The organism is Halobacillus litoralis (genome assembly GCF_020171725.1).
GTDB classification, from domain to species: Bacteria; Bacillota; Bacilli; order Bacillales; family Halobacillaceae; genus Halobacillus; species Halobacillus litoralis_F.
Genome location: NZ_JAIVAJ010000002.1, coordinates 232023 through 244241, shown reverse-complemented (window position 1 = coordinate 244241; position 12219 = coordinate 232023). Strand labels below are relative to the sequence as shown.

At 45.7% G+C, this 12219-nt stretch carries 11 protein-coding genes; all 11 read right to left on the bottom strand.

Annotated elements, in window-relative coordinates; genetic code table 11:
- Positions 1–94: 94 nt before the first annotated feature.
- A complete protein-coding gene (gene deoC, locus LCM20_RS05480; RefSeq protein ID WP_225194424.1) occupies positions 95–766 on the bottom strand; it encodes a deoxyribose-phosphate aldolase in 672 nt (223 codons plus the stop codon).
- A gap of 90 nt (positions 767–856) precedes the next feature.
- A complete protein-coding gene (locus LCM20_RS05475) occupies positions 857–1603 on the bottom strand; it encodes a 16S rRNA (uracil(1498)-N(3))-methyltransferase (protein WP_225194423.1) in 747 nt (248 codons plus the stop codon).
- A 12-nt stretch (positions 1604–1615) separates the two neighbouring features.
- Positions 1616–2554, bottom strand: coding sequence for a 50S ribosomal protein L11 methyltransferase (gene prmA / locus LCM20_RS05470; protein ID WP_225194422.1), 939 nt, complete (start codon positions 2552–2554; stop codon positions 1616–1618).
- A 109-nt stretch (positions 2555–2663) separates the two neighbouring features.
- On the bottom strand, positions 2664–3785 hold the full coding sequence (gene dnaJ / locus LCM20_RS05465; RefSeq protein WP_225194421.1) for a molecular chaperone DnaJ: 1122 nt from the start codon (positions 3783–3785) through the stop codon (positions 2664–2666).
- Positions 3786–4013: 228 nt separating this feature from the next.
- Positions 4014–5840, bottom strand: a complete 1827-nt coding sequence (gene dnaK / locus LCM20_RS05460) for a molecular chaperone DnaK (RefSeq protein ID WP_225194420.1) — start codon at positions 5838–5840, stop codon at positions 4014–4016.
- Positions 5841–5878: 38 nt separating this feature from the next.
- Positions 5879–6418 (bottom strand): nucleotide exchange factor GrpE, encoded by a 540-nt coding sequence (grpE, locus tag LCM20_RS05455; protein WP_225194419.1) that lies wholly within the window; start codon positions 6416–6418, stop codon positions 5879–5881.
- Positions 6419–6537: 119 nt separating this feature from the next.
- A complete protein-coding gene (hrcA, locus tag LCM20_RS05450; RefSeq protein WP_225194418.1) occupies positions 6538–7560 on the bottom strand; it encodes a heat-inducible transcriptional repressor HrcA in 1023 nt (340 codons plus the stop codon).
- Positions 7561–7658: 98 nt separating this feature from the next.
- Complete coding sequence (gene hemW / locus LCM20_RS05445; protein WP_225194417.1) at positions 7659–8798, bottom strand: radical SAM family heme chaperone HemW; 1140 nt, start codon at positions 8796–8798, stop codon at positions 7659–7661.
- Positions 8799–8873: 75 nt separating this feature from the next.
- Complete coding sequence (lepA, locus tag LCM20_RS05440; RefSeq protein ID WP_225194416.1) at positions 8874–10688, bottom strand: translation elongation factor 4; 1815 nt, start codon at positions 10686–10688, stop codon at positions 8874–8876.
- A gap of 83 nt (positions 10689–10771) precedes the next feature.
- Entirely contained in the window at positions 10772–11038 is a 267-nt protein-coding gene (locus LCM20_RS05435) for a hypothetical protein (protein WP_225194415.1), read from the bottom strand.
- Between the two features lie 5 nt (positions 11039–11043).
- Positions 11044–12186: a stage II sporulation protein P gene (gene spoIIP, locus LCM20_RS05430; protein ID WP_225194414.1), complete on the bottom strand. Its 1143-nt coding sequence runs from the start codon at positions 12184–12186 to the stop codon at positions 11044–11046.
- Between the last annotated feature and the right edge of the window lie 33 nt (positions 12187–12219).

Here is a 12219-nt window from a genome sequence, read left to right as displayed (position 1 = left end):
CTCTTCTCTACACACGTATTGTAGCACAAAGTACAGAACCTTTATCAACAACCTAAAAACCCCGCCGTTAGGAACGGCGGGGTTCGTTTATATCTTAATAATCAGAAGTACCTTGTTCACCATTTACGATTGCGATACCAGAGCTTGCGCCGATACGAGTCGCACCCGCTTCAATCATCGCTTTAGCTCCTTCGTAATCACGCACTCCTCCAGACGCTTTAACGCCCAGTTCGGGACCAACCGTCTTGCGCATCAGGCTGATATCTTCAACCGTTGCTCCGCCTCCAGAGAAACCTGTAGACGTCTTCACGAAGTCAGCTCCTGCTTCTTTAGCAAGTTCGCAAGCTTTTACCTTCTCATCTTCATTCAGAAGAGATGTTTCGATAATTACTTTTACGATGGCTTTGCCTTCTGCTTCACGGACAACCGCTTGGATGTCTTGACCAACTACGTCCGTGTTACCGGATTTCAGCTCTCCGATATTGATCACCATATCGATTTCTGTAGCACCCTGTTCAATAGCCTGGCGCGTTTCGAACGCTTTCGTTTCTTTGGTTGTCGCTCCAAGAGGGAACCCGACGACCGTACAAACTTTCACGTCTGTATCTTTAAGGAGATCATATGAAGTTTTTACCCAGTGTGGATTAACGCAAACGGATGCGAAGTCGTTTTCTTTTGCTTCTTCGCAAATTTGCAGGATTTTTTCTTTCGGAGTATCTGGCTTTAACTGTGTATGGTCAATCATCTTCGCAAGATTCTGTTCCATGTTCACATCTTCCCTTCTATCTTTTGAGTTGTACGTACCTCTAAACCTATCATAGCATGAATGCGCTTAAAATGCGAATGGGGTTTTCGATTACTCTTCTTCCACCTGATAAGAAAGGCTTGATAAAAAGTATAGCGGTGCTGTTTCCATACGAAGAATGCGTGGCCCCAGCCTTACCGGTAAGTAGCCACTGTCTTTAAACGCCTCGACTTCCTTTTCCGAAAAACCACCCTCAGGTCCGAAGACAATCAGCACCTTGTCTCCAGGTTCAATCGAAGTTAATCGACTCTTTAATGAAGGTGAAACAGCGTCACGGGCCTCTTCTGCATGTCCGAAAAAGCACCACGTAAACGATTCTTCCTTCAGCAGATCCTGTAACTGATACAAACTGGAAACTTCCGGAATACGCGTGCGCTCAGACTGTTCACTCGCCTCTTTCGCAATCTTTTGAAGGCGCTCGACTTTCTTCTTCACTTTCTTGAGATCCCACTTTGCTACCGAGCGGTCTGCTGCAAAAGGAATAAAGCGACTGGCGCCCAGTTCAGTCCCTTTTTGGACGACTTGCTCCAGTTTGTCGCCTTTACCGAGACTTTGGACGATGGTGACCTCTACAGGGAGTTCACGGTCTTCATCCATCCACTCCAAAACCTCACAATCAACGGTTTTCTCTTTTATCTCCTCGATCCGGCACAGCGCCGCCCCTTCGACCGGGTGGATGCAGACGACTTCAGATCCTGGTTCCATACGCATAACGCGCGAAATGTGATGGACATCCTCACCGTCAATGGTTACAGCCTGACCCTGCCAATGTTCAGTTTCTACGAAATAACGCTGCATGGTCGTCCACCCTTACATTGGTTTTTTTGCAATAATGCTGATCCAGTCTTCCATTTTATTCGTTTCAACAATCTCAAAGCCGGACTCAACTAATCGATCGCGAACCATGTCCTTTTTCCCTGAAATGATTCCACACGTGATGAAGTATCCCCCCGGTTTTACTCTGTTGAAAGCATCGTCAGTGAACTGTACGATGATTTCAGCCAGAATGTTCGAAACAATCAAGTCTGCTTCCATTTCAACGCCTTGAAGCAGGTTATTATGCTTCGAAGTGACCTTCTCCTGCACTTGGTTAAGCTCTGCGTTCAATTGAGTGCTTTTCACTGCTACGTCATCCAAGTCGTAAGCGTAGGCATGTGATGCGCCTAACAACACGGAAGCGACACTTAGAATTCCGGAACCGGCTCCGACATCCAATACTTTGTCCCCTTTTTCAAGATACTGCTCCAGCGCTTGAATACTGAGGACGGTCGTCGGGTGAGTTCCTGTGCCGAAAGCCATACCCGGATCCATCTCAATGATGATTTCATCGCTTGATACCGGTGTATAATCTTCCCAAGTAGGAATGATGGTAATCTTCTCAGATATTTTGACTGGTTTATAATATTTCTTCCATGCCGTGGCCCAGTCTTCTTCGTTGATTTCACTCATCGAGATTTCGTTGCGCCCTAGTTCAATGCCGAATGTCGTCAAATTGTTGATGGATTCTTTAATTTCATCAACTGTTTCAGCGAGGAAGCTGTTTACAGGTAAGTATGCTTTCACGCGCACGCCTTCTTCAGGGTAATCGTCAGGATTCAGTTCATAGATTTCTCCAAGAGGAGCCTGTTCCCTTTCCAAATCTTTCGGGTCTTCGATCACAACGCCGCTCGCACCGGACTCATGCAGAATATTAGAAATCGGTTCAATTGCTTCATTCGTCGTATGAATACAGAATTCAGACCACTTCATCTTATCATCTCACTTTTCATTAAAATTAAAACGAGTGCCTGCTACGCTCGGAAATGGGATTTAGTGGAACCCTTTAGAACCTCGTCGTAGCAGACACTCCTCTCACATGTTAGTCGCCTTTAAAAGCTCGCTTCATTCGTTCGAAAAAATTGCCGTGTTGTTCATCAGTCGCTTCATTTCCACTGATTTCGTTGAACTCACGCAACAACTCTTTTTGACGATCTGTTAAGTTTTTCGGCGTAATCACTTTCGTAATGACGTGCTGATCTCCGGTTCCACGTCCGTGGACATTCGGAGAGCCTTTTTCTTTAAGTCGGAATGTTTTTCCGGTTTGTGTACCTGCTGGAACCTTCAGCTTGACTTTACCGTGAACGGTTGGCACTTCGATTTCATCGCCTAGAGCCGCCTGCGTAAAGGTTAGAGGCATTTCACAGAAAATGTGGTCGCCTTCCCGCTCAAAGAATTCATGAGGTTGAACGCGGATCACGACGAACAGATCTCCGGCTGGACCGCCGTTCGCACCAGCTTCCCCTTTTCCTTGAACACGGATTTGCTGCCCATCATCAATACCTGCTGGGATATCAAGGTGGATCTTCTTACGTTTTTGGACACGGCCGTCTCCACCACATGTTTCACATTTGTCTTTCACGATTTGACCGCTTCCTTGACAATGGTGACAAACACGACGGTTTACGACACGACCAAATGGTGTATCCTGCTCTTGATTGATTTGACCGCTTCCTTGACAGTGGGAACATGTCTCTGGTGACGTGCCAGGTTTCGCACCTGATCCATCACATGTTTCACATTCTTCCTCGGTCGGAAGCTCGATATCCGTACTCTTACCGAAAATCGCTTCTTCGAACTGAAGGGTCATCGTATACTGAAGGTCTGCCCCTTTACGAGGCGCATTCGGGTCACGGCGACGTCCACCGCCACCAAAGAACATATCAAAGATATCCCCGAATCCACCGAAGTCCTGTGCTCCGCCAAATCCACCAAATCCTTGGTTCGGATCCTGGTGTCCGAACTGGTCATACTGGGCACGCTTCTGCTGGTCGCTTAGTGTTTCATAAGCTTCTTTCGCTTCTTTGAACTTCTCTGAAGCATTTTCTTCTTCACTGACATCTGGGTGATATTTCCGAGCCAGTTTTCGATAAGCTTTCTTAATTTCATCTTTTGAAGCATCTTTTGAAACGCCGAGTACTTCATAAAAATCGCGTTTACTCACTAGTCCATCACTCTCCCGGGCGCTATTACATAACGTTTATGTTAACACTGACAAATCCGACAGGCAACTGCCGATTGAGTATGAGAAAGGATTGAGATCCTGCTTTGAACAGAAGGTGCAGCGCTGATTAAAGAGGATCCCGTTCATCCCACACCTTTTCTCAAATCCTCAAAAAAAGTCAAAGCCAAGAAGAACCTGACTTTGACTTTTCTTTTCTTACCTCATACCTTACTTCTTGTCGTCTTCGTCTACTTCTTCGTAGTCAGCGTCGACAACATCATCATCAGAACCGCCGGCTTCGCCTTGTTGTGCTTCCGCTTGTGCTTGAGCCTGCTCATAAAGTTTCACAGAAAGTTGCTGCACTTGTTCTTCAAGCGCCTCTTTCTTCTCTTTAATCACATCAAGGTCTTCACCTTCAAGAGCTGTTTGAAGCTCTTCTTTTGCTGATTCTGCTTTTTGCTTCTCTTCTTCAGATACTTGTTCGCCAAGATCTTTGATTGTCTTGTCTGTTGTGAAGATCAGCTGATCCGCTTCGTTGCGAAGTTCGATCGCTTCACGCTTCTTCTTGTCTTCTTCAGCGTTTTCTTCCGCCTGACGCACCATATCTTCAACTTCTTCATCAGAAAGACCTGAAGAAGACTTGATTGTAATGGATTGTTCTTTGTTTGTACCCATGTCTTTCGCACGAACATTCACAATACCGTTAGCATCAATGTCGAAGGATACTTCGATTTGTGGTACACCGCGTGGTGCTGGTGGAATATCCGTCAATTGGAAACGACCAAGTGTTTTGTTGTCCTGTGCCATCTCACGCTCACCTTGTAGAACGTGGATATCAACAGCTGTCTGGTTATCTGCTGCTGTTGAGAATACTTGAGAGTGGCTTGTCGGAATTGTCGTATTACGCTCGATCAATTTCGTCGTTACGCCACCCATTGTTTCGATTCCTAGGGAAAGTGGAGTTACGTCTAGAAGGACAACGTCTTTAACATCACCTTGAAGAACGCCACCTTGGATGGAAGCACCAAGTGCAACAACTTCATCCGGGTTTACGCCCTTAGAAGGATCTTTTCCGATTTCTTTCTTGATCGCTTCTTGTACAGCTGGGATACGAGTCGATCCACCAACAAGAATAACCTTGTCAATTTCGCTTGCGTTCATCTTCGCATCTTTCAATGCTTGACGAGTCGGTTTCATAGAGCGCTCTACTAAATCAGATGCAAGCTCTTCGAATTTCGCACGAGTCAAGTTCATTTCAAGGTGCAATGGTCCCGCTTCACCTGCTGTGATGAATGGAAGTGAGATTTGTGTTTGAGCTACACCAGAAAGATCTTTTTTCGCTTTTTCAGCTGCGTCTTTCAGGCGTTGTTTCGCCATTTTATCTTGAGAAAGGTCGATGCCGTTCTCTTTCTTGAATTCTGCGACCATGTGATCGATGATAACCTGGTCGAAGTCATCTCCACCTAGACGGTTGTCACCGGCAGTGGATACAACTTCGAATGCACCGTCGCCGATGTCAAGGATTGATACGTCGAATGTACCGCCACCAAGGTCGTAAACGAGGATCGTTTGATCTTCGTCTTCCTTGTCGATCCCGTAAGCAAGTGCTGCTGCTGTCGGCTCGTTGATGATACGCTCAACCTGAAGACCAGCGATTTTACCAGCATCTTTTGTCGCTTGACGCTCAGCGTCGTTGAAGTATGCAGGTACTGTGATGACAGCTTTATCTACTGTATCTCCAAGATAGTCTTCTGCATAGCTTTTGATGTACTGAAGAATGATAGCAGAAATTTCTTGTGGAGTGTATTCTGTACCTTCCACTTCTACTTTGTAGTCTGTGCCCATATGACGCTTAACGGAAAGAATCGTGTTCGGGTTAGTGATCGCTTGACGCTTCGCCACCTCACCTACTTGACGTTCACCGTTTTTGAATGCAACAGCTGAAGGAGTCGTCCGGTTACCTTCCGGGTTCGGAATAACCTTCGATTCGCCACCTTCCATTACTGCTACACAAGAGTTTGTTGTACCTAAGTCAATACCAATGATCTTACCCATGGTTAAATGTCCTCCTTTACAATCTCATCATTCATCTATTATTGGTTTACTTTTACCATTGCCGGGCGAATAACCCGATCTTTTAAGCGATACCCTTTTTGCAGCTCTTCGACTACAATATTGGAATCGTAATTCTCATCTTCAACCTGCATGACAGCTTGGTGAAGGTTTGGATCGAATTCTTCTCCCTTAGACGGGATTTCCTCGAGTCCTTCTTTGTCCATAGCTGACTGGAACTGGTTATAAACCATCTTGATTCCATCTGCGAATTTTTGTGCAGATTCAGAATCCACTTCTACTTGAAGTGCACGTTCGAAATTATCCAATACAGGTACAAGCTCTTCGATCAAGCTCTGAGAGCGATACTTCCGATCCGCCTCTTTCTCTTTCTGGGTACGGCGTCTGAAGTTATCATAATCTGCCTGAAGTCTCACAAGGCGATTATTCAGCTCTTCCTTTTCCTGGCGAAGCTCATCGAGTTCAGATGAACCTTGTTCTTGTTCTTCTTCGATAATTTCTACTTCTTCCTGTTGTTCATCGTTTTCTTCGAGTACTTCTTCTTTCTTGTTCTCTTCCACGACTTACACCTCCTACTTTCCCTTTAGCCGTTTTTGACTATAACATGAATGCCTCATTTGAAAAAGCAATAGACAAAAAGAAACGATGGGAGATTGCATCCCATCTCTGAGAGGATGATCTAGTACCAACCTCTGAATGTGGAGGTCATATGCTTTGATAGAACATTCATTAACGAAAACATCCGGTTGTACTCCATTCTTGTTGGACCAAGGAGTGCAATCGTTCCGATCTGGTCATTACCCAGACGGTAGCTTGCTGTAATGAGACTGCAATTCTGCATCGCATCGAACGGATTCTCCTGTCCGATTCTGACACGTATTCCCTCATCATCTGATCTGAGCAGATCCGCCATTTCGCTTTCTTTTTCGATGGTGGCGTATAATGAGCGGACTTTATCTAGATCTCTAAATTCCGGCTGCATCAGAATATTCGTCTTGCCACCGATGTACAGCTTCGTTGGCTGCTCCTCAACGAGCGCGGCGCGTAAGTACGCAAAAGCTTTTTCGTATTGATCAGTGTGTGCTTTCAGAAGGCCCCCGATTTCTTCATACAATTTCTCATGGAGTTGAATCAAAGGCACTCCACGAAGTCTCGCATTTAAAATGTTGACCATTTTCTCCAAGTCAGAAGTCGATACTTCTACCGGTACGTTGAAAGCGCGATGTTCAACATGTCCGGTATTCGTCACTAGGATGGCAATCGCAGACTGATCATTCAATGGTACGATCTGCAATTGTTTCAGCTTTGTCTCGAACACTTCAGGACCGAGGATGATGGAGGTATAGTTCGTAAGGTCTGACAGAATACCCGCAGACTTCTGAACCACTTGTTCAAACTCCATCATTTTGTCCGTGAAAGCATCACGAATAATGGTAACCTCAGAATCAGAAAGGCGTAACGGAGAAAGCAAATGGTCGACGTAAAAACGATACCCTTTTTCAGAAGGAATTCGTCCGGAAGAAGAGTGAGTCTTTTCAATAAACCCCATCTCTTCCAAGTCCGCCATTTCATTCCTGACCGTCGCTGAACTGAAGGTCACAGCATCTTTTTTCGATATAGACCGCGAACCTACAGGTTGTGCGGTTGTGATGAAATCATCAATAATGACTTGCAGAATAAGCAGTTGTCTTTCTGTTAACATCGATGATCACCTCTGTTAGCACTCGATTTACTTGAGTGCTAAATCTAATAATAAATTATCAAATGGGTATAAGGTTGTCAACGGTTAACCTATGAAAACTAGTCATCAAGCAGAAATTCTTGAAATACCTCATTTCCAAGAATCCTGCCTTTAGAGGTCAACGAAATAAACCCATCTGACTCCTGAATGAGCTTTCTGTCCTTCAGTTTCGGAATCGCTTCGCCGAATACATCTACAATCTCTTTATTGTATTTTCGGTTAAACTCACGGAAAGAGACGCCCTCTGTCTTACGCAGACCAAGGAACATCTCTTCCTCCATCTGCTCTTTCACGCCTACGGGTTCCTCGTGCAGAATCGGCTGACCGTCTTCCATTGCCTTTTTCGTATAGGCAGGTAATGGACGCAAATTGATCGTCCGCTTTCCAGGAAGGTAGCCGTGGGCTCCTGCTCCAATTCCGAAATAATACTCATTATTCCAGTATGTCAAGTTGTGCTTGCTTTCAAACCCGGGCTTTGAGAAGTTGCTGATTTCATACTGGTTGACCCCGGCAGATGCTAATTTACGCTGTAAGAGCTCATACATCTCTGCTTCGTCTTCTTCAGGAGGTTTTACAAGTGTACCTTTTTTGTAGCGTTGATAGAAAATCGTCTTCGGTTCAATTTGAAGAGAATATGACGAGTAGTGTGGCAGATCGAACTGCATTGCTTCGTCGATCGTCTTTTCAAAATGATCCACGGTCTGACCAGGCAGGGCATACATCAAATCAATACTCACATTCGTAAGTCCAGCCTTCACTAAACGGTCCACATTGGTATAGACATCTTTGACACGATGGACCCGCCCGATTTTTTCAAGCATGTCATCATCAAACACTTGGACGCCAAGCGATATTCGGTCTACACCGAATTCTTTCAGTAAACGTACTTTCTCTTCATCTAAATCTCCAGGATTCGCTTCGAACGTGTATTCTTCGCAATAAGAGACGTCGAAGTGCTCATCGATCATCGTAAGGAGCTTCTTCAGCTGGGCATGGTTGACGGCTGTCGGCGTCCCTCCACCTACGAATATCGTTTTCACTTTAGCTTTTTCACCGGGAATGTACGTGTGGATTTCGTTCTCCAACGCCTCCAGGTACTCATCAGCTAAGCGTTCATTGTAGAAAAACTTCGTAAAGTCGCAATAGTGACAGATCTGCTGGCAGAAAGGGATATGGATGTATGCAGATGAGATTGTCATGGTTGTTTCCACCTTTCATAAGGAAAACCGCAAGAGGGTTACTCCTGCGGCTTTGTTTATCTTGTTGCTTTTCAATTAATCTTCGTTTAGATCGAGAACCGACATGAAGGCTTCCTGCGGTACTTCTACAGAACCGACCATCTTCATGCGTTTCTTACCTTCTTTCTGCTTCTCAAGAAGCTTACGCTTACGTGAAATATCCCCGCCGTAGCACTTGGAAAGGACGTTCTTACGCATCGCTTTAATCGTCGTTCTCGCAACGATCTTGTTCCCGATTGCCGCCTGTACAGGCACCTCGAACTGCTGTCTTGGAATAAGTTGCTTCAACTTATCCGCAATAAGCTTACCACGTTCGTAAGCAAAGTCTCTGTGTACAATAAAGGAAAGGGCGTCGATGGTATCACCGTTCAACAGGATATCCATCTTCACAAGGTTGGATGCCCTGTAGCCGATCAATTCATAATCGAAGGATGCATACCCTTTCGTCTGAGATTTTAAGGAATCAAAGAAATCATAGACGATTTCGGACAATGGAATTTCATAAACGATATTGACGCGGTTATCATCCAAGTACTGCATGTCCATGAAGTTTCCGCGTTTACGCTGGCAGATTTCCATAACCGGGCCGACATAATCGTTCGGTACCATGACTGTTGCTTTGACGTAAGGTTCCTGCACTTCATCAAGCGATTGGTTATCAGGCATCATCGACGGGTTGTCAACGTTCAGCTCTGATCCGTCTGTCTGCTTAACTTTATAAATAACACTTGGAGCTGTCGTAATCAGATCGATTTTGTATTCGCGTTCAATACGCTCCTGGATGATTTCCATGTGTAGCATTCCGAGGAATCCACAACGGAATCCGAACCCTAAGGCTTGAGAAGTCTCAGCTTCGAATTGGAGGGAGGAGTCGTTGAGCTCCAGACGCTCCAAAGCATCACGTAGGTCGTTATATTTGTTCGCATCAACCGGGTACATACCACAGAACACCATCGGGTTCATACGCTTGTATCCAGGTAGTGGTTCACTCGCTGGATTGTTCGCAAGCGTTATGGTATCCCCGACACGAGAGTCGCCGATATTTTTGATGGAGGCTGTTAAATAACCTACATCCCCGACATTCAATTCTTTTAATGGTGTTGGAGTTGGACGGAATACACCGAGCTCATTAACCTCGAATTCTTTCCCCGTCGCCATCATGCGGATCTTGTCGCCTAGTTTGATGGAACCTTCACGCACACACGTATAAGCGACAACTCCACGGTACGAATCGTAAAGGGAATCGAAGATCAGGGCTTTCGTTGGATCGTTCGCCTCTCCCTCCGGTGCCGGAATGTCTGTCACGATCCGCTCCAGAATCTCATCGATGCCGACGCCTTCTTTTGCAGACGCCAGAATCGCTTCAGAAGCATCGATGCCGATGACATCTTCAATCTCCTGCTTGATTCTTTCAGGATCCGCTCCAGGCAGATCGATTTTGTTGATGACAGGAATGATCTCCAAGTCATTTTCAAGCGCCAAATACACGTTGGCAAGCGTCTGGGCTTCAATTCCCTGCGCGGCGTCCACAACAAGGATGGCCCCCTCACAAGCAGCGAGACTACGGGACACCTCATATGTAAAATCGACGTGTCCAGGTGTATCGATCAAGTGGAACGTATAATCATCGCCATCGTTCGCCTTGTAATTCAACTGTACGGCATTCAGCTTAATGGTAATCCCGCGTTCACGCTCAAGGTCCATGGCATCAAGGAATTGTTCTTTCATCTCACGTTGTGTGAGAGCGTTTGTTTTTTCTAAAATACGGTCAGCAAGTGTCGATTTGCCGTGGTCAATATGGGCAATAATCGAAAAGTTACGTACTCTTTGCTGTTTTGATTGACTAGTCAACTTTCATCACTCCTACTAATTTCGGCACAAATAGCTAGCCTGATTATAGCAATAGATGAAGGATAGTTCAATGTTTACCCGTATCAGTGACCCATCAGTTCAGAAAAAACGAGAACGATTCCGTTGAAGACTCCCTTCACCAACTCTCCGATTCCTTCTGCAATTTGTGTAATGAAAGGTGCCCCTGCTTCAGATTCCGAAGGGGCACACTCCCCTGAAGAGGCCACTTGAGGCTGCGGCGCCTCCACTTTCACAGCCTCTGTCTCCTTTTGTTGATTCTTTTCGATTCCGTACAACGCTCCCGTAAAAAAGAGTGCAGCAGCCATCACAACGAGGACGATCCACTTCATCCCCTTCATTCTCCCGAGACCTTCTGATCTTCAAGCATATAATCCGCAAACACTTCTGCGAATACATCAGCTGAACGGTAAAGCTCATCAAGGTTGTTGTAGACGCCACCGAATTCGATCAGCATGGCATTCTCATTCAGATCCTGGTTGTAGACCCCATCGACTCCAGAACCTTTCTTCGTAATGACCCCACGGCTGATTCCAGGATACGCCTCTTCCAGACGTTTGTGCATTTCAGATGCAAAAGCCAGGTTCTCCTCATAACCCGCATGCTCCGCTCCCACAACAAACGCAAACCTCGCATAATCCTCGCCCCCGATGGTTGTCGTCGTATGCTCACGGTCAATGCTGTCACGGTGCAAATCAAAGTAATAGTCCAGCGAATCATTCTGTGCGATTGCTTCTTCTACGACCGGCCTTGCAGCATCATACGATTGATAATGCTTCCAACCTTTCTCACGGAGAATATCAGCTATGTTGGTATCCTCAACTTTGACCCCTATCCCCTTATCTTCGAGACTCTCACCAAGACGGGCTCCGACTAAGGTGATATTGACCTTTCCGTCATAAGCGGTGGATTCGTCCGGTAAATGAGGATAGAAAGACTCTTCGCTGTGCGTGGCATAAATATAGACTCGATCCTCACCAACTACTGGCGTATCCGGTTTATCAGGTGCTTCCTCTTTCACTTCTCCTGTTTCTCCTCTCTCATCCACATCAAGTGGAGGATCAGATTCGATCGGAAGTGTCGTATAATCGGTTCCCCGCCCCGCTATGATAATCCGGCTGTTGTAAGAGGAGAGACCTGGAATCTCTCTTCCCAAAAGACTCCGCGGGTCATTCGGAGTCAAACTGGTTAACAATTGAAAAGCGAGAGTGGAAAAGGTCGGCAGGTTATCTCCTTGCGGGTGTGCACTCCTGTAAGCTTTGTTCTCCATCTCAAACAAATAGATGAAAGACTCCCCCTCAAGCTCCTTGGTTACGTTTTGAATAGTTTCTGAATATAATCGATAGGTACTTTTCGCGCCTGTTAACAAACCGATTCCGATAAATAAAACGAGCATAACAGCTGTCAGAATCACTAATCCCTTGACCCATGTTTTGAGCGGACTATACTTCTTCCTGCCCCATTGCTGAAATCGTCGCATAAAAAATATCCTCCCCATACGAACTCTATCTAG